This window comes from Sphingomonas sp. P4_G3 (assembly GCF_056401105.1).
Genome location: NZ_JBFUJZ010000011.1, coordinates 21,191 through 38,179, shown reverse-complemented (window position 1 = coordinate 38,179; position 16,989 = coordinate 21,191). Strand labels below are relative to the sequence as shown.

The following is a 16,989-nucleotide window of genomic DNA, read 5'->3' as shown; positions in this document are numbered from 1 at the left end:
TGTGCGACGGGGCTTACTGCTTTTGGGGCCTACCCGATCTGCGATCGCGCAGTCGGTCGCCGCTCACCCGCACTTCCCTCAAACGGGCAACGACGCGGGAGCAAGTCCCGCGTCGTCGGTCGGCGCTGGAGCGCCGCCGGCCGTGCCCGCGCTCTTCGCCTTGCTCGTTCGCACCGGCGCGTAGCCCTGGGCTACGCGCCTCGCGCGGTCAGAGTTTCTCCGTCAATTCCGGCACGATCTTGAACAGATCGCCGACCAGGCCGATGTCCGCGACCTGGAAGATCGGGGCGTCCTCGTCCTTGTTGATCGCGATGATCGTCTTCGAGTCCTTCATGCCGGCGAGATGCTGGATCGCGCCCGAAATGCCGATCGCGACATAGACTTCGGGAGCGACGATCTTGCCGGTCTGGCCGACCTGATAGTCGTTGGGGACATAGCCGGCATCGACCGCGGCGCGCGACGCACCGACCGCGGCGCCGAGCTTGTCGGCGAGCGGCTCGATCACCGCGTGGAAGTTCTCGCTCGAGGCGAGCGCGCGGCCGCCCGAGACGATGACCTTGGCGCTGGTCAGTTCGGGGCGTTCGAGCTTGGCGATCTCCGACCCGACATAGGTCGACACCGACTGCTCCAGCCCGGCGCCATCGGTCGCGACGACCTGCGCAGAACCGCCCTCGGGCGCGGCCTTCTCGAACGCGGTGCCGCGCACGGTGATGACCAGCTTCTTGTCGCTGGTCTGCACCGTGGCGATCGCGTTGCCGGCATAGATCGGGCGCGTGAACGTATCGGCGCTTTCGACCGACAAGATATCGCTGATCTGCATCACGTCGAGCAACGCGGCGACGCGCGGCGCGATGTTCTTGCCGTTCGAGGTGGCGGGCGCGAGGAACGCGTCGTGATCGGCCATCAATTTGACGACCAAAGGCGCGACCGTCTCGGCCAGCGGGTGTTCGAGCGCGGCATTGTCGGCGGTCAGCACGTTGCTGACCCCGGCGATCTTGGCAGCCTCGGCGGCGACGGCATCGACACCCGACCCGGCGACCAGCAGATCGACCTCGCCGAGCTTGGCAGCGGCGGTGACCACGGCGAGCGTGGCGTCCTTGACGGTCTTGCCGTCATGTTCGACCCAGACGAGCGTCTTCATTTGGCGACTCCCAGAGCCTTGAGTTTGGCGACCAGCTCATCGACATCGGCGACCTTGACGCCGGCGGTGCGCTTGGGCGGTTCGACAACCTTGAGCGTCGTCAGCCGCGGCGCGACGTCGACGCCGTAATCGGCCGGCGTCTTCTGATCGAGCGGCTTCGACTTGGCCTTCATGATATTGGGCAGCGAGGCGTAGCGCGGCTCGTTGAGGCGCAGATCGGTGGTGATGATCGCCGGCAGCGACAGCTTCTCGGTCTCCGACCCACCATCGACTTCGCGCGTCACGGTGACGCTGTCGCTGGTCAGTTCGACCTTGGAAGCAAAAGTGGCCTGGCCGACGCCGAGCAGGCCCGCCAGCATCTGGCCGGTCTGGTTGTTGTCGTCGTCGATCGCCTGCTTGCCCAGGATGACCAGATCGGGCTTCTCGGCATCGACGATCGCCTTGAGCAACTTGGCCACGCCAAGCGGCTCGATCTTCTCGTCGCTGACGACCAGGATCGCGCGGTCGGCACCCATCGCCAGCGCGGTGCGCAAGGTTTCCTGCGATTTCTGCTCGCCGATCGACACGGCGACGATCTCGGTCACGCCCTTGTCCTTCAGGCGGATCGCTTCTTCGACCGCGATCTCGTCGAACGGGTTCATCGACATCTTGACGTTGGCCAAATCGACCCCCGTCCCGTCCGCTTTCACGCGGGGCTTTACGTTATAGTCAAGCACGCGCTTGACCGGCACCAAGACTTTCATTCCATCCACTCCTGTGGTCCCAACTCCTTCCCGGGGAGGAGAGGAGGTCAGTCCAAACCTTCTCCAGAGGGAGAAGGATAGCGCAGCTTGGCAGCTTGCTGCCTAGCGGAGCTTGGATGAGGGGATATGTTCTCGATAGGGTGATCCCCTCACCCAGCTACGCCTAGGGCCTTGCTGCGCAAGACCCAAGTCTACGCAACCCTCTCCCGACGGGAGAGGGGAAATCAAGCCGCCTTCTTTACCTCAGCCACGATCTTCTGTGCCGCGTCGCCGAGATCGTTGGCCGGAACGATCGCCAGGCCCGAATTGGCCAGGATGTCCTTGCCCTGCTGGACGTTGGTGCCTTCGAGGCGAACGACCAGCGGCACGCTCAGATTCACTTCCTTCGCCGCGGCGACGATGCCCTCGGCGATGATGTCGCACTTCATGATGCCGCCGAAGATGTTGACCAGGATCCCCTTCACGTTCGGATCGGCGAGGATGATCTTGAACGCCGCTGTGACCTTTTCCTTGTTGGCGCCGCCGCCGACGTCGAGGAAATTGGCCGGGAACATGCCGTTCAATTTGATGATGTCCATCGTCGCCATGGCGAGGCCGGCGCCGTTGACCATGCAGCCGATATCGCCGTCGAGCTTGATGTAAGCCAGGTCGTATTTCGACGCCTCGAGCTCGGCGGGATCCTCTTCGGTCTCGTCGCGCAGTGCGAGCAAGTCCTTGTGGCGGAACAGCGCGTTCGAATCGAAGCCGACCTTGGCGTCGAGCACCATCAGCTTGCCGTCATCGGTGACGGCGAGCGGATTGATTTCGATCTGGCTGGCGTCGGTGCCGAGGAACGTGTCGTAGAGCTTGCCGGCGACCGAAGCGGCCTGCTTGGCGAGATCGCCGGTCAGGCCGAGCGCGGCAGCGACGGCGCGGCCGTGATGCGGCATGAAGCCGGTCGCGGGGTCGACGTCGAACGTGTGGATCTTCTCGGGCGTGTCGTGCGCGACGGTCTCGATGTCCATGCCGCCTTCGGTCGAGACGACGAACGCGACGCGGCCGGTGACGCGATCGACCAACGCCGCGAGGTAGAATTCCTTGGCGATGTCGACGCCGTCGGTGACGTAGAGGCGGTTGACCTGCTTGCCATGCTCGCCGGTCTGAACCGTGACGAGCGTGTTGCCGAGCATGTCGGCAGCGGCGGCGCGGACGTCATCGAGCGTCTTGGCCAGGCGGACGCCGCCCTTGGCGTCGGGGCCGAGTTCCTTGAACTTGCCCTTGCCGCGGCCGCCGGCATGGATCTGGGCCTTCACGACATAAAGCGGCCCGGGCAGCTTCTTGGCGGCATCGACCGCTTCGTCGACGGTCATCGCGGCATAGCCGGCGGGCACGGGCACGCCGAATTTCGCGAGCAGTTCCTTGGCCTGGTATTCGTGGATGTTCATGAAGGGCCTTCTCTCGGTTTTCGAAGAAAGGGAATGGGGAGGCCTTAAGCACAGGCCGCGGGATGAATCTACCCCTTGAGCAGTGACGCGCGGATAGTGCCAAATGACAGCTGTGCGAAGCTGTCCAACAATGGCATGCAGTAGACTTTGGGGATGAAACATCGGTCGATCCCGTCACCGTCCATCGGACAAGCAAATGGCCGCCGGGTACCGATGCCCGGCGGCCATTTTGTCGGCTGGATGAGCGGCGCTAGATGTGGACTGCTGCATCCCTCACGCCGTTCTGCAGCGCGGTCTTCAATGTAGCCTTGTCTCGGAAGGCATTAGTGAAGGCTTCTGGCGAGAGACCAGTATGACCAAACTGGTCGATGCACCCGGCACCTCCGCCACAGCCGCCGCCGCAGCCATCGCCCATAGCAACCTCGCTGCCGGGCTTTATTCCTTTCAGAAACGAAGACAGCCGGCCGATCGGTACTTCGCGCAGCACAGCGGCTGCCACCTTGGCATTGTCAGACATTGAAGGTCTCCTTGGGTTGCCCCGGCTCCATGTCGGGGTGGCTGGACACATGGCGGCCGATTCCCATCAGACATTCCTCCGCCATTGCCTCAAAGATCGGACCTAGCGCGCGCCGGCCGAATGACCCGGTGACGATCGCGTCGCCCGCGATGCAGCCGCTGGCAAGCGGCGCATACCAGTCGTCGCTACCCGTGCCGCCATCTCCGAACTCTTCGAAATACCGCGAAAACAGACGACGGCTGTCGTCAGTCGGGAAGCTGTCGGTTAGGATGTTGCCGAGACGAAACCGGTCATCGCCGATGAACATGAAACAGGGGAAGACCGACCCATCGGCGGCGATCGACAATTGGTTGAAGAAGGCGGGGCAGTAGGTGGCGGATGGCCGGCGCGCATCTACCTGTTCGAGAATGCGGACAGCAAACTCGAGCATCGGACCGGCCCCGGCGAACATGTTGTCGACCGTCAAGCGAGCAGCGGCTCGATATTGCGGGACGAGATCGCGCATCGCGACTGCCCATTGTTGCCAATCGCCGTGATTGTCGAAGATGCCCGATGCTAGGTCCGTCGCCTGCTTGGCCTCATCCGGCAAGAATGCCGGCGCGATGTGGATGACCCGATCTTCGGTTTCGCGGGCGAAAAAACCCATCAGATCGACGACGCTGATCCCGGCATCGATATGCGCCCGGCTGAACGTGCATTCGAACTCGAAGTCGATGCCTGCCGCGGCAAAAGCGGCAATCGACCGGCGCAGCAGCGCGGAACTGGGCTTGCCACTGGCGGTGGGACGCATGCGGTCATGTACTGCGTCCGGACCGTCCCAACTGATCGTCAGCGCGACCCCCCAGCGCTTCAGCGCGGCGATCACGCGTGGGCCGCTTAAGGTGCCGTTCGTCGTCGCGACAAACCGGGGCATCTTTGCCAGTCGGCCGTCCGACGTCGCGGCTTCAAATGCCTCGCCGATCGCATCGAAGGCGCCGATGTTCATTAGGGGTTCGCCGCCGAACAGATGAACGGTTTCGATTCTCCCGTACATCGACACCACGCGGTCTACGATCGCGCGCGCGGGACTGTCGGCCATCAGCGATTTGGCGGCGTGGTATAGCCCGTGGTCAGCGTAACAATAACTGCAGGCGAGGTTGCAGGCATTGCTGATATTGATGGTCAACCGGCCGAGGCGCGGGCGGTCGGCTAATGGACTTTCCGCGCCGAACAGAAGCGGTCGTATGGCGGGACGCCTGTCCAGAACAGGTCCTTCCGCCGTGTCGGACGTCGAGTACGCGTCGCTCGGGTCCTCACGAAACGCAATCGGGTCGTCGGTAATAGACAGGGCGAGTGTTTGGAGATTCAGACGAGCATAGATGTCGTTTTCACTAAGTGTTACGAGATTACGACTGTGTTCGCGCTTAATCATCATGACCTCCTTCAAGATCATTCAAAATATATTGCGCGACTCGATTGCTGATTTTGTCGAATGGAAGCACGTCCAACTGGCAAGAGTCAACGAAATTTCTGAGGTAGTCCGACGTCAATTTAGTTCATATCGGTTGTAATTATATTTTATTCGCGATAGGCTGTGGCCTGCGGCGGTCAGGAAAAATTTGCGTATGCATCGCCTCGCACTATTGGCTAGAGGCCGCTCATGACGGGCTGGTTAGCTCTTCCGCTGTTCCTCGCCACCGTGATCGCGATGGAGGGGTTCGCCTATGTGATGCATCGCTGGGTGATGCATGGCCCCGGCTGGTTCCTCCATGCGAGCCATCACCGGCCACGGACCGGCCGATGGGAACTCAACGATCTCTACGCGGTGATCTTCGCGGTGCCGTCGATCCTGTTGCTGCTCGGCGGCGTCGATCTCGGCTGGTGGTGGGGATGCACCTGGATCGGCGCGGGAATCGCGGCGTACGGCGCGATCTATTTCGGGTTTCACGACGTCATCGTCCATCGCCGGGTCGCGACGCGCTATCTGCCGCGATCGGCCTATATGAAGCGGATCATCCAGGCGCATCGGCTGCACCATGTGGTCGAGACGAAGCGCGGCACGGTCAGCTTCGGTTTCCTGTGGGCGCCGCCCCCCGAGACGCTCAAGGCCGAGCTCAACCGCCGCGGCAACGCCGGGATTCGCGCGCCGTCCGGCGATCTCGCTCGATAGATATCGGTATAGACGCGCGGTGATCCTCGACTGGCATTTTTATGCGCTGGCGATCCCGGCGGTGCTGATGCTCGGCTTGTCCAAGGGCGGGTTCGCGGGACTCGGTGCGCTGTCGCTGCCGATGCTCGCCTTCGTCATCTCGCCGGTCCAGGCGGCGGCGATCCTGTTGCCGATCCTGATCGTCCAGGATGTGGTCGGAGTCTGGGCGTTTCGCCGCACGGTCGACTGGCGATTGCTCGGCTGGATGATGCCGGGGGCGATCCTCGGGATCGTGCTCGGCTATCTGTTCGCCGCGCGCTTGTCGGAAAGCGCGGTGCTCGGCGCGGTCGGCGCGATCTCTTTGCTGTTCGGCGTCTATCGACTCTGGGCGGATCGCAACGGCCCGCCGCAGATGGCCAAGGGACTTCCCGAGTGGCTCGGCACGCTGTTCGGAATCGCCTCGGGCTTCACCAGCCAGATCGCGCATGCCGGCCAGCCGCCGTTCCAGGTCTGGGTGTTGCCGCGCCGCCTGTCGCGCGACACGCTGGTCGGGACGACCGCGATCTTCTTCGCCGCGGTCAATTGGATCAAGGTGCCGGCCTATGTCGCGCTCGGCCAGTTCACCCACGCCAATCTGCTGACCGCCGCCGCATTGCTTCCGGTGGCGATCGCCTCGACCTTCGCCGGCGTCTGGCTGGTGCGGCGCGTTTCCCCCGAGCGATTCTATGTCGCGATTTACGTGCTGATGGTGCTGGTCGGGGCGAAATTGCTGTGGGATGCCTTCGCCTGACGGCGCATTGGTCCGGATCGGCCGGGTCTTTGCCAAATGTTAAGCGCGGCTAAGCATAATGTGCGTCATGGACACGCATTCGTTCGGATCCGATCGAGCGACTGACGGTGACGACGATCATCGCCACCAGCAGCGCGTGCCGATCGTCATGCGGGCGCGATTGCGCGACCGGCATTCCAACAAATATGATGTCCGCCTGCTCGATCTGTCGGTCACGGGATTCCGCGCCGAGGCGCATTATTCGCTCGATGCGGGGCAGATCGTCTGGCTGGCGATTCCCGGCATGCAGGGACTGGAGGCGACGATCGCCTGGCGTCAGGGCCTGGAGATCGGATGCAGTTTCCGCCAGCCGCTCTACCCGCCGGTGCTCGATCACATCGTCAAGACGTTAGGGCATTAGGGCTTTTTCGTGCTCCAGCGCGTCGATAGCCGGCCTCTCGCCGCGGCAAAGCCGCGTCGGACGGCGCCCTTGGCGCCGCCGGCCGGGCCAGCGTCTCTCCCGGAATAGCGGCTGCTATTCCGGGGGCCGCTTGGCCTAATCAAACAGGCTCGACACCGAGCTCTCGTCCGCGATCCGCCGGATCGCTTCGGCGAGCAACGGCGCGATGGTCAAATGGCGGACCTTGTTCGCGGCGGCGATCGTGTCGTGGTTGCCGATCGAATCGGTGATGACCAGTTCCTCGAGCACCGATCCCTCGACCCGCGCGATCGCGCCGCCCGACAGCACGCCATGCGTGACATAGGCGACGACGCCCTCGGCACCTGCTTCCTTCAGCGCGGCGGCGGCGTTGCAGAGGGTGCCGGCCGAATCGACGATGTCATCGATCAGGATGCAGAAGCGCCCTTCGACGTCACCGATGATGTTCATCACTTCGGATTCGCCGGCGCGCTCGCGGCGCTTGTCGACGATCGCCAGCGGCGCGTTGTCGAGTCGCTTGGCCAGCGCACGGGCGCGCACCACGCCGCCGACATCGGGCGACACGACCATCAAATTCTTGCCCGAATGGCGCGCCAATATGTCGGTCGACATCACCGGCGCCGCAAACAGATTGTCGGTCGGGATGTCGAAAAAGCCCTGGATCTGCCCGGCATGGAGGTCGACCGACAGCACGCGGTTGGCGCCGGCGACGGTAATCAGATTAGCGACCAATTTGGCCGAGATCGGGGTGCGCGGGCCGGGCTTTCGATCCTGGCGGGCATAGCCGAAATAGGGCAGCACGGCAGTGATCCGCTTGGCCGATGCACGTCGCAGCGCATCGATGCAGATCAGCAATTCCATGAGGTTGTCATTGGCCGGGAACGATGTCGACTGCAGCACGAAGACGTCCTCGCCACGGACATTCTCGTTGATCTCGACGAAGATTTCCTCGTCGGCGAAGCGCCGGACGAGCGCATCGGTCAGCGGCAGTTCGAGATAGCCGGCAATTGCCTTGGCCAGTGGCAGGTTCGAATTGCCGGTCATCAGCTTCATTGGTGCTCGCCCCTTCGAGGTTTGCGCGCCTCCTTAGAAGGGAGTCTGCAGCCGGTCCAGCACCCCGCGTTCGGTGATGTAGCCGGTCACCAGCCGCGCCGGGGTAACGTCGAAGGCGGGGTTGTAGGCATCAGACTGGGTCAAGCGCACCGTTTCCAGCCCGTGATCGGTCGCGCCGGTGATCTCGGTCAGCTCGGCGGGCGAGCGTTCCTCGATCGGGATCGCATCGCCGCTCGGGGTCGCGGCGTCGAAGGTGGTATAGGGAAGCGCGACATAGAAAGGCACGCCGGTATCGTGCGCGGCGAGCGCCTTCAGATAGGTGCCGATCTTGTTGCAGACGTCGCCATTGGCGGTAACGCGGTCGGTGCCGACGATCACCGCGTCGACCTGGCCGCGCGCCATCAGCAAGCCGCCAGCATTGTCGGCGATCAAGGTATGCGGGACGCCATGGTTGCGCAGCTCGAACGCCGTCAGCAATGCGCCCTGGTTGCGCGGCCGCGTCTCATCGACCCAGACATGCAGGGGCAATCCGGCATCGTGCGCGAGATAGATCGGCGCGGTGGCGGTGCCGTAATCGACCGTCGCCAGCCAGCCGGCGTTGCAATGCGTCAGGATATTGAGCGGACGATCGGGGTTCCTGGCATGAAGGTCGCGAAGCAGCGCGAGGCCGTGCTCGCCAATCGCGCGGCACAAACGCTCATCCTCATCGACGATCGCCTGGGCGCGCGCGAACGCGGCGGCGGCGCGATCGGCGGATGGCAGTGGGCGTACCGCAGCGGCGACCTGGTCGAGCGCCCATTTGAGGTTGATCGCGGTCGGGCGCGTCTCGTGCAGGCGTGCGTATGCGGCATCGATCGCGCCATCGCCGGGATCGGCGGCGATCGCCATTGCCAGGCCATAACCCCCGACCGCGCCGATCATCGGCGCGCCGCGCGTCCACATGTCGCGAATCGCCACCGCCGCGTCGTCCTCGCTCCTGAGCTCGACCCAGCGCACTTCCCAGGGGAGCTGGCGCTGGTCGAGGATGCGCGCGCCCTTGCCATCGGCGGTCGGCATGATCGAGCGCGTGCGTTCGCCGTCCAGGATCATGGCAGTATCTCGGCAAAGCCGGCCACATCGCCCTGGCCGGTGTCGCGGTCGATCAGCAGCGCGCGCAGGCCGGCCGATTTCGCCGCATCGGTCTCGGCGACGACGTCGGACACGAACAGGATGTTGGCAGGGTCGAGACTCAGCGCAGCGGCGATCTTCGAATAGGATTCAGCTTCGCGCTTGGCCCCCGTGGTCGTGTCGAAATAGCCCGAGAGATAGCCGGTCAGGTCGCCTGCCTCGCTATGTCCGAAGATCAGCTTCTGCGCCTCGATCGATCCCGAGGAATAGATGCAGACCTTGATCCCCGCCTCGGTCCAGCGTTTCAGCGCCTCGGGCGTGTCGGGATAGACATGCGCCTTGAGCTCGCCGGCTTCATATCCTTCGCGCCAGATGCGCCCCTGGATATGTTTGAGCGCGGTCTCCTTGGCATCGACATCCATCCAGGCGAGCAATGTCGCGACCGGATCGCCCGGCGGCATCGCGGCGATCACCGGCGCGAGCTCCTCGCGATGGATCGGCACCCAGCCAGGAATGCGCGCGCGGGCATAAGGGAACAAGACGTCCGCCACATAGGCGATGCTGGTGGTCGTCCCCTCGATATCGAGCAGGATCACCTTGGGCGGCGTATCGGTCATTGCGGTCTCAGGAGGATCGGTTGGTCTTCGGCTCGCCGGCACCGCCATTGTGCCGCGGGAAGCGGTCGGCGATCGCGTCACCGGTGAATTTCGCCACCCAGCCGTCGGGATTCTCGAACAGACGGATCACGGTGAAGCTTGGCTCGGGGCCCATGTCGAACCAATGGCGCATGCCGGCCGGAACCGAGATCAGATCGCCGGCGGTGCACAAGACGGCGTGGATGCGGTCGTCGTCGGTGCGCAGCGTGAACAGCCCTTCGCCGGCGACGAAGAAGCGCACTTCGTCCTCGGAATGGCGATGCTCGGACAGGAATTTCTCGCGCATCGCGGCGCGATCGGGATGATCGGGCGTGACGCCGATGATGTCGACCGACTGATAGCCTTGCTCGGCCTTCAGTTTGTCGATCTCTGGCGCGTAAGCGGTGAGCACGGCGTCGGTGTCGGCACCGGCAGTGTCGCGCAACGGCCAGCGCTCATAGCGTACGCCGATCCGCTTCAGCGCATCGCCGATCCATTTGGGGTCGCTGGTGTCGAGCACCGGAGTATCGCCGTCATCGGCGGTAAAGACGCGAAGGCGAGTCATGACGCGCTCTCCCTGAAACTGCGTTCCGCCAGTTCGGCGGCGATCAGCCATTCGACGGCTTCAAGCACGCGCTCGGCTTCGTCAAGGTCCTTGCCCCAGGCATAAAGGCCGTGGTCGCGGATCAGATAAGCGGGCGCCGCGCCGGGCCGTGCCAATGCCGGGGCGATCGCCGCTTCGATGACCGTCATGTCCTGGCTGTTGTCGACGATCGGCAGCGCGATTTCGGTGTCGTGCGTGGTCTGGCCGGGAAACACCTTGAGCAATTCGTGGCCGACGAAGTTCCAGGCCTTGAGGTCGCGAAAGGCGCGGGTCAGGCCGACCGCTTGCGGCGAATGACCATGCAGGACGGCGCCCGCCGCCGGAAACTGGCGATAGATCGACAGATGGAGATGCGTTTCGGCCGATGGCCTGCCCGATCCGACGACATGGCCGTCAGCATCGAGGCGCAGCACGCCGTCCTCGGTCAAGCGCCCCTTGTGCCAGCCCGACGCGGTCACCGCGAAGCCGTCGTCGAGCCGGACCGAATAATTGCCTGCCGTCGCCGGCGCCCAGCCGCGCGCGTCGAGGCGGCGGCCCACCGCGATGATTCCGGCCCGTGCGGCGTCGAAACTGGTCGTCGTCATGCCGGCCACTTACGGCGAGTCACGCCGGCGCGCCAGCGCGCCGTGGCTCAGGCAAAAAATCGGGCGCCGCTCCGGATAGAGCCGCGCCCTTAGGGGAGGAAAGTGTCATCGGCCGACCAGGCTCCCGCTCGGAGCAATCGGCTAAACTGAAATGGTAACCGGTGTCAGATTGAAGCGCAAGCAGGTAAGGCACTTGCCAAGCGCGACATGATACGGGCAGCACCCCGTTCCAGGTCGAGACGGGACCTGACCTGATGAACTATCGATCGATTGCGATTGCACAACTCTCTGCCTCTTTGAGACGCCGATGCTTTGAGTGATCGGACCGCAACGGCCGGGAAAACATCATTGATACCGGTGTCATAAGTTTCTATCGATCGGTCGCCCGCAAGGGCTTGGGAGAGTCGGCCGCCAACGAGCGTCCAGATGCGAAAGAGAGCGGCATGGCGAGCAACAAGCGGGTGGCATTGCTGGCGGCGGTTTGTGCCGCGGCGATGATCGGGTCGGGCGCGAATGCACAGGAAGCGCCGCCCAAGCTGCTGTTCCACGTATCCGCCGACAAGACGCTGGCCGCCGACACCGCGAGCGGCGAGGCCGTGCCCAATTTCCAGTCGAAGGTCGCGATCGTTCCCACTGGCAAATCGGGCGGCGCGATCGAATGGCAGGACGACGGCTATGTCGCGTGGAAAGCACCGGGCAATATCTATGCGCGGCGCGGCACGCTCTCTTTCTTCTGGCGCTCGCGCACGCCGGTCGGCGAAGCGCCGTTCGTCCTGTTCCGCGTCGGATATGCCGACCACACCAGCTGGGACATGGCGTTCCTCCGGATCGACTGGAACGGCCACGGTTTCGACGCCTTCGTCACCGACAACAACCTCGCCCGAGAACGCGTGTCGTTCCGCATGGATACTTTGCCCAGCCCGACCGACTGGCATCATATCGCCTTTGCCTGGGACGAGGCGGTCGGCGTCCGGCTGTTCGTCGACGGCAAGGAAGTCGCGCGCAAGGATCAGAAAGCGGTGCTCGACAGCGGGCTCGATCAGTTCGGCCTGGCCGGGCGGATCATCTCGCCGCATCAGGTGCAGAGCCGCTACAACTTCATGCGCGGCAGCGATGTCGACGAGATCCGGATCTATGACCGGATGCTCGGTGCCGGCGCGGTCGCCGCGCTCGCCAGCAACAGCGCTCCGGTCGATGACAAACCGGTCGCCAGCGACGAGCGCACCGCGTTCCTCCACCGCTATGGCTTCGACGGCGCCTCGCCGCCGCTGCTGACCGCCGACAAGACCAGCATCCGCAAGGTCGAGTTCGCCGATGCCAAGGATCTCAAGGAATGGATGTGGAAAGGCGTCGACGGCATCGCCGAGACGACCTGGCCGGGCGTGTACAACCGTTCGCGCCTGCCCGGGCGGGACGACTATTTCGAGCTGCCCGATTGGAACGTCTATGTCGAAGGCGGCAAGAGCTACGAGCTGACCGTCCCCACCAACGAGACCGTCAACCGCGTCGAGATCCGCGGCGCGGCCTATGGCGCGCTCGATTACTCAGCAGACGGCAGCAACTATGTCTCGCTGGCGAAGCGGCCGCAGGGTGTCGAGAAAACGATCACCAGCTTTGGCGACAAGGCCGGCGGCAAATTGCGCTTCACCAACATTGCCCAGGAAACGCCGATCCAGGAAATCTGGGCCTATGACGTCAAGCAAGGCGCCGAGCCCAAGGGCACGTTCAAGCTCAGTTACGTGGTCGATTCGAAGACCGCTCCGGCCTTCGCCAACCTCACGCCGCTGACCAAATATATTGCCGGCCGCTTTCCCGCCGACGAGCGCGCCACCGTGGTGGCGCTGCCGGCCAGCGCGGGACACGCCGCGCCGGGCGCGGGCAGTGCTACCGAAGTCGGCAATGCCGAGCGCGGGCGGAACGAGGCGCCGATCGTCCATATCCTGATCCCGTCGGATTTCGGTGACGCCTTCCCCGGCAAGCCGCTGGCGCGCGCGTGGAACTATACCTGGGCCAACGCCCATGATGGGCTCGACGGCATCGCGCTCGACATCCCGGCGCTCAAGGTCGCGGCGAACAAGGACGGAATGATCCCGCTCAACATCCGGATCAAGGACCCGATCTGGCCCGACCGCGATCTGATCGACGTGACGATATCGGTGAAGCCGGGCCAGGCGCGGACCTTGTGGCTCGACCTGCGCGACCGCCTCCTGACCAACGATCCCTTCTACATCACCGTCGCCAGCGCCTCGCGCGATTTCGGCGCGGACTCGCTCGACGGGATGAACGTGCGGCTGGTGTTCAAGGATCGCGACGAAGCGAAGAAGGAGCATATCGAGGATCGCTTCAATCAGGTGAAGGACAATTGGGGCTTCCTGGTTGAGGAACATACCGCCTCGGGTCGCGAAGGGTTGTTCCGGCGCTTGAAGGGCGACATCACCGACCTGCTCCGCGTCGATCCCGACAATCTCGAAGGGCGGCGCTATTGGGCCGACATCAGCTACGGCGCGACGGGCATGCCGCCCTTCACCCAGCCGGCGCCGCCGGCCGGCGTGCCGCTCTGGGCGTTCCGCCAGCTCGAGGATTTAAAGCTCACCCGTCAGTTCGTCGATTGGTGGATCGATAACCGCCAGGTGCCCTATGGCGATTTCGGCGGCGGCATTTCGGACGATGTCGACCTGCTCGGGCAATGGCCCGGCCTGGCGCTGATGGGGGTCGATCCCGACAAGATCAACGCGTCGCTCCGCGCGCTGTCCGACTCGGTCTACGCCAACGGCATGCGGGTCAACGGGCTCGGCTATATCACCACCGACGAGCTCCATGCTTATGAGGAAGGGCTCAATTCGGACGCCGAGCGGCTCTATCTCAATTGGGGCGAGCCCAAGGCGGTCGAGCGGCTGATGGCGACGGCCAAGGCGCTGACCGGCATCATCCTCAAGAACCCCGCCGGCCACATGCACTTCGCCAGCAACTGGTATGGCGGGCGCAAAGTCTATCGCGAAGGGCCGTGGGAATGGCAGAAGCCGTACAGCTTCACCGTCCTGCACGCGCCGATCCTGATGGGCGTCTACAACGCCAATCCCATCGCCACCGGCCTGGTGACGGGCGTGGTCGACGGTTGGATGGCGCATGGCAAGAAGGGCGCCGACGGCAATTGGACCTATCCCAACGAGATCAACTGGCGCACCGATGCCGAGCGCGCCGGTGACGGCGGCGGTGTCGCGACGCCCTATCAGTCGATCTGGGCCGCCTATCGCTTCACCGGCGACGACAAATATCTGATGCCGATCCTCAGCCGCACCGCGAAGAATGGCGCGGGTTCGCTCAACGACCTCAACGAGAATATCGTCGCGGCGCTCGGCAAAGCCGATTGGGGCAAGGCGCTGGCCGGATCCAAGAGCGATTTCGGCCGCATCGCCGGCTGGGACGCGACCGGGAACCGCAAATTGCTCGAAGAGCAGGCGGCCGACGCGATCGCGTTCAAGTCGCAGCACATGTCCATGTACACCGAAGGCCATTGGTGGAGCGATCGCGTCGACATGCCCAACGATCTGCTGCAGCGGCAACGGCTCGGCGGGATCGCGCTGGTGCGCAACCAGACCTATCCGGGCAACACGGTCAGCTGGCGTTTCGCCAATCCCGGCGCGGCGGAAGCGGTCGCGATCCTGGTGCCCGGCGCGACCACCGGCCATTTCAAGGTGATCGCCTATAACACCAGCGACATTGCGCAGCCGGCGACCATGTCGACCTGGAACGTGACCGCGGGCAAATGGAAGATGACCGCCGGGACCAGCGCGTCGGACGGCGATGTTGCCGACGGCACGCCGGTGGCGAGCGAGGTCACGCTCGAGCGCAGCGGATCGGTCGATGTCAGTTTCGCGGCGCACACCACGACGGTGCTGGAATTCACGCTGGAGACGCCCGGGGTGCCGACCGAGCGCCGCGCGGATCTCGGTATCGGGGTGGACGATGTGAAGGTCGCCGGCCGTTCGGTCGAGGTGACGGTGCATAGCCTGGGTGCACTTCCGGCCAGTGGCGGCCGCGCCGAACTGGTCGACGCGACGGGCAAGGTTGCCGCCAGCGTCGCGGTGCCGACGCTCGACGCACCGACCGACCTGACGCCGAAGACCGTCTCGGTCCGGCTGGCCTTGCCGGCCGGTGCCGGGGCGGGCTGGCGCGTGCGGGTCGCGCTGCCGGACGGTGCGCCCGAAGTGACCTGGCTCAACAATGTGGTCGCGCTCCCTGCTGCGACCCGGCGGCGGTGATGGCCAAGGATCGAGGGAAAGGAGCATGATCGGGCGGCGCTGCTTCCTGGCCGGGGCGACAGCGGCCACGACGGTGGCGGTCTTGCCCTTGGCCCGTGCCGCGGGTGATCGGGATGCCGCGCTGCGTGCGACGCTCGACGGGTTGGCGAAGCTCGACAGCCCCGCCGCCAAGCTGAAAAAGCTGGAGGGATGCGACAAGCAGGGCCTGTCGCCCGGCGCGCTGCTCGATCTCGAGGCGGCGCGCGAGGGGCTGGCGATCGACGCGCGGATCGCGGCGATCATGCCGTTCGGGCGGCTGGGGCGAAGTCCCTATTCGATCACGCCGTCCAGCGGAGCATGGCGCGACCTCGCCGCGCCCGATGCCGCAGACCGCATCGCGACCGATAGCGCTGCCGTACGCGAGGCGGCGGCGGCCGGGATTATCCTGCCGCGCGATGCCCTCGACCGCACCGTCGCCGGCCTCTCGACAGCAGCAGCCGGCGCCACCGGCGCCGTTGCCACGGCGCTGGCGGAGCAGCGCCTATTGTTGTCGTCGCTGGCGCCGCGGGCCGGAGAGCCCGGAGTCGGTCGGCTGCCGCACGGCGCCGACTATTTCGGCCTGTTGATCGATCGCCAGTTCGGCGGACGCGACGCGGCGGCGATCCATCGCCGGGTGATGGCCAAGGCGCGGGACGTGGCGGCGGAAGCAGACGAGTTGCTCGCGCGATTGGGCTATGCCGGCAAGACGACAGGCGAGCGCTTCCACGCCGCCTTTCGCGATCCGCGCTTCCTCTATGCCGACAGCGAAAGCGGCCGCGATCGCGCGGTTGCCGACATGAACCGCTGGCTGGGCCGCGCACGGGGGCGATTGCCGCGCCTGTTCGAGTCGCTCCCGCCGGAATGCGTGAACGTCGCCGTGCGGCGAATGACATCGGCGGAAGAGGCTGCGAAAAAAAGCGGCTATCGCGTCCTGCCGTCGCCCGATGGTGCGCCCGGCAGCTATTTCGTCGATCTGTCCGACATTCGCCGCCGGCCCGACTGGAGCCTGGCCAGCGTGGTCCATCACGAATTGCTGCCGGGTCATATGGTGCAGATGCCGCTCGACACGCACGCGCGCGCGCATGCTTTACGCACTGAATATACGGCGGGATTCTCCGAAGGCTGGGCGATTTATGCCGAGGAATTGATGGCGCGGCAGGGTGCCTTCACCGGCGACGACCGCGCGCGGCTCGGCTTTCTGCACTGGATGATGTTCCGCCTGGGCAGATCGGCCATCGATACTGGTATTCATGCCGAGCGATGGTCCGTCAGGGAAGCGCGGGAGACGCTCGAGAAGATGCAAGGCGAGCCAGCCTTTTTCGCAACGTTCGATCAGGACATCGAGCGGGTGTGCCTGGAACCCGGCGCACGCGTCGGAGAAGCGCTCGCCTGGCTGGCACTAGCGGATCGCTGCGGTCGTGGTTCAGTCGCTGGACTAGCCCGGCGGCATCGGGCGGCGGTCGCCGACGGGCGCTTGCGCCTGTCATCGCTCGATCGGCGGCTGGCCGCGCGGACGGCGGGGCGACCGATCAGCGGATAGCCTGTCCCAAGGGCGACCCCGGCGA

The 16,989-nt window shown here is 64.9% G+C and carries 15 protein-coding genes; 5 read left to right on the top strand and 10 right to left on the bottom strand.

Translation table 11 applies throughout. The features are described 5' to 3' along the window. Positions 1-208: 208 nt before the first annotated feature. From AC1DQQ_RS19825 to AC1DQQ_RS19805, 5 genes are all read right to left on the bottom strand, one after another. The gene (locus AC1DQQ_RS19825; protein WP_478041244.1) at positions 209-1,141 is read right to left on the bottom strand and encodes an electron transfer flavoprotein subunit alpha/FixB family protein; all 933 of its coding nucleotides are present in this window, start codon (positions 1,139-1,141) and stop codon (positions 209-211) included. Beyond that, the gene (locus AC1DQQ_RS19820) at positions 1,138-1,884 is read right to left on the bottom strand and encodes an electron transfer flavoprotein subunit beta/FixA family protein (protein ID WP_478041243.1); all 747 of its coding nucleotides are present in this window, start codon (positions 1,882-1,884) and stop codon (positions 1,138-1,140) included. The genes AC1DQQ_RS19825 and AC1DQQ_RS19820 overlap by 4 nt, the downstream gene beginning before the upstream one ends. Positions 1,885-2,108: 224 nt before the next feature. After that, positions 2,109-3,308 carry an ADP-forming succinate--CoA ligase subunit beta gene (gene sucC, locus AC1DQQ_RS19815; protein WP_478032521.1) on the bottom strand — a complete coding sequence of 400 codons (1,200 nt, stop codon included), beginning with the start codon at positions 3,306-3,308 and terminating at the stop codon, positions 2,109-2,111. A 250-nt stretch (positions 3,309-3,558) separates the two neighbouring features. Then, positions 3,559-3,825 carry a hypothetical protein gene (locus tag AC1DQQ_RS19810; RefSeq protein WP_478032523.1) on the bottom strand — a complete coding sequence of 89 codons (267 nt, stop codon included), beginning with the start codon at positions 3,823-3,825 and terminating at the stop codon, positions 3,559-3,561. Continuing rightward, positions 3,818-5,236: a radical SAM protein gene (locus AC1DQQ_RS19805; protein ID WP_478046518.1), complete on the bottom strand. Its 1,419-nt coding sequence runs from the start codon at positions 5,234-5,236 to the stop codon at positions 3,818-3,820. The genes AC1DQQ_RS19810 and AC1DQQ_RS19805 overlap by 8 nt, the downstream gene beginning before the upstream one ends. 228 nt (positions 5,237-5,464) lie before the next feature. Here AC1DQQ_RS19805 and AC1DQQ_RS19800 point away from each other — a divergent pair, with 228 nt between their 5' ends. From AC1DQQ_RS19800 to AC1DQQ_RS19790, 3 genes are all read left to right on the top strand, one after another. After that, positions 5,465-5,974, top strand: a complete 510-nt coding sequence (locus tag AC1DQQ_RS19800; RefSeq protein ID WP_478032525.1) for a sterol desaturase family protein — start codon at positions 5,465-5,467, stop codon at positions 5,972-5,974. 67 nt (positions 5,975-6,041) lie between these two features. Further along, the gene (locus AC1DQQ_RS19795; protein ID WP_478046552.1) at positions 6,042-6,743 is read left to right on the top strand and encodes a sulfite exporter TauE/SafE family protein; all 702 of its coding nucleotides are present in this window, start codon (positions 6,042-6,044) and stop codon (positions 6,741-6,743) included. Between the two features lie 67 nt (positions 6,744-6,810). Continuing rightward, a complete protein-coding gene (locus AC1DQQ_RS19790) occupies positions 6,811-7,143 on the top strand; it encodes a PilZ domain-containing protein (protein ID WP_478046517.1) in 333 nt (110 codons plus the stop codon). A 135-nt stretch (positions 7,144-7,278) separates the two neighbouring features. Here AC1DQQ_RS19790 and AC1DQQ_RS19785 read toward each other — a convergent pair whose 3' ends face one another. The 5 genes from AC1DQQ_RS19785 to mtnB are packed head-to-tail and all read right to left on the bottom strand — an operon-like array spanning position 7,279 to position 11,144. Continuing rightward, positions 7,279-8,214 carry a ribose-phosphate pyrophosphokinase gene (locus AC1DQQ_RS19785; protein ID WP_478032528.1) on the bottom strand — a complete coding sequence of 312 codons (936 nt, stop codon included), beginning with the start codon at positions 8,212-8,214 and terminating at the stop codon, positions 7,279-7,281. Positions 8,215-8,247: 33 nt separating this feature from the next. Then, complete coding sequence (gene mtnA / locus AC1DQQ_RS19780; protein WP_478046515.1) at positions 8,248-9,303, bottom strand: S-methyl-5-thioribose-1-phosphate isomerase; 1,056 nt, start codon at positions 9,301-9,303, stop codon at positions 8,248-8,250. Beyond that, on the bottom strand, positions 9,300-9,938 hold the full coding sequence (gene mtnC / locus AC1DQQ_RS19775) for an acireductone synthase (protein ID WP_478046513.1): 639 nt from the start codon (positions 9,936-9,938) through the stop codon (positions 9,300-9,302). Before mtnC ends, mtnA begins: the two co-directional genes overlap by 4 nt. Positions 9,939-9,945: 7 nt before the next feature. Continuing rightward, positions 9,946-10,521 carry a 1,2-dihydroxy-3-keto-5-methylthiopentene dioxygenase gene (locus tag AC1DQQ_RS19770; RefSeq protein ID WP_478046511.1) on the bottom strand — a complete coding sequence of 192 codons (576 nt, stop codon included), beginning with the start codon at positions 10,519-10,521 and terminating at the stop codon, positions 9,946-9,948. Next, on the bottom strand, positions 10,518-11,144 hold the full coding sequence (mtnB, locus tag AC1DQQ_RS19765; RefSeq protein ID WP_478032533.1) for a methylthioribulose 1-phosphate dehydratase: 627 nt from the start codon (positions 11,142-11,144) through the stop codon (positions 10,518-10,520). Before mtnB ends, AC1DQQ_RS19770 begins: the two co-directional genes overlap by 4 nt. 443 nt (positions 11,145-11,587) lie before the next feature. Between mtnB and AC1DQQ_RS19760 the strand changes: the two genes are divergently transcribed. Both AC1DQQ_RS19760 and AC1DQQ_RS19755 read left to right on the top strand, forming a co-directional pair. Continuing rightward, on the top strand, positions 11,588-15,406 hold the full coding sequence (locus tag AC1DQQ_RS19760; protein WP_478046509.1) for a LamG-like jellyroll fold domain-containing protein: 3,819 nt from the start codon (positions 11,588-11,590) through the stop codon (positions 15,404-15,406). A gap of 25 nt (positions 15,407-15,431) precedes the next feature. Continuing rightward, positions 15,432-16,964: a DUF885 family protein gene (locus tag AC1DQQ_RS19755; protein ID WP_478046507.1), complete on the top strand. Its 1,533-nt coding sequence runs from the start codon at positions 15,432-15,434 to the stop codon at positions 16,962-16,964. Positions 16,965-16,989 lie beyond the last annotated feature (25 nt).

What these genes read in the sequence shown, in the direction of transcription:
- AC1DQQ_RS19820 (WP_478041243.1), bottom strand. Translation starts at nt 1,884, where the DNA reads ATGAAAGTCTTGGTGCCGGTCAAGCGCGTGCTTGACTATAACGTAAAG.
- AC1DQQ_RS19755 (WP_478046507.1), top strand. Translation starts at nt 15,432, where the DNA reads ATGATCGGGCGGCGCTGCTTCCTGGCCGGGGCGACAGCGGCCACGACG.
- mtnA (WP_478046515.1), bottom strand. Translation starts at nt 9,303, where the DNA reads ATGATCCTGGACGGCGAACGCACGCGCTCGATCATGCCGACCGCCGAT.
- sucC (WP_478032521.1), bottom strand. Translation starts at nt 3,308, where the DNA reads ATGAACATCCACGAATACCAGGCCAAGGAACTGCTCGCGAAATTCGGC.
- AC1DQQ_RS19795 (WP_478046552.1), top strand. Translation starts at nt 6,042, where the DNA reads ATGCTCGGCTTGTCCAAGGGCGGGTTCGCGGGACTCGGTGCGCTGTCG.
- AC1DQQ_RS19785 (WP_478032528.1), bottom strand. Translation starts at nt 8,214, where the DNA reads ATGAAGCTGATGACCGGCAATTCGAACCTGCCACTGGCCAAGGCAATT.
- AC1DQQ_RS19800 (WP_478032525.1), top strand. Translation starts at nt 5,465, where the DNA reads ATGACGGGCTGGTTAGCTCTTCCGCTGTTCCTCGCCACCGTGATCGCG.
- AC1DQQ_RS19805 (WP_478046518.1), bottom strand. Translation starts at nt 5,236, where the DNA reads ATGATTAAGCGCGAACACAGTCGTAATCTCGTAACACTTAGTGAAAAC.
- AC1DQQ_RS19760 (WP_478046509.1), top strand. Translation starts at nt 11,588, where the DNA reads ATGGCGAGCAACAAGCGGGTGGCATTGCTGGCGGCGGTTTGTGCCGCG.
- mtnC (WP_478046513.1), bottom strand. Translation starts at nt 9,938, where the DNA reads ATGACCGATACGCCGCCCAAGGTGATCCTGCTCGATATCGAGGGGACG.
- AC1DQQ_RS19825 (WP_478041244.1), bottom strand. Translation starts at nt 1,141, where the DNA reads ATGAAGACGCTCGTCTGGGTCGAACATGACGGCAAGACCGTCAAGGAC.
- AC1DQQ_RS19770 (WP_478046511.1), bottom strand. Translation starts at nt 10,521, where the DNA reads ATGACTCGCCTTCGCGTCTTTACCGCCGATGACGGCGATACTCCGGTG.
- AC1DQQ_RS19810 (WP_478032523.1), bottom strand. Translation starts at nt 3,825, where the DNA reads ATGTCTGACAATGCCAAGGTGGCAGCCGCTGTGCTGCGCGAAGTACCG.
- mtnB (WP_478032533.1), bottom strand. Translation starts at nt 11,144, where the DNA reads ATGACGACGACCAGTTTCGACGCCGCACGGGCCGGAATCATCGCGGTG.
- AC1DQQ_RS19790 (WP_478046517.1), top strand. Translation starts at nt 6,811, where the DNA reads ATGGACACGCATTCGTTCGGATCCGATCGAGCGACTGACGGTGACGAC.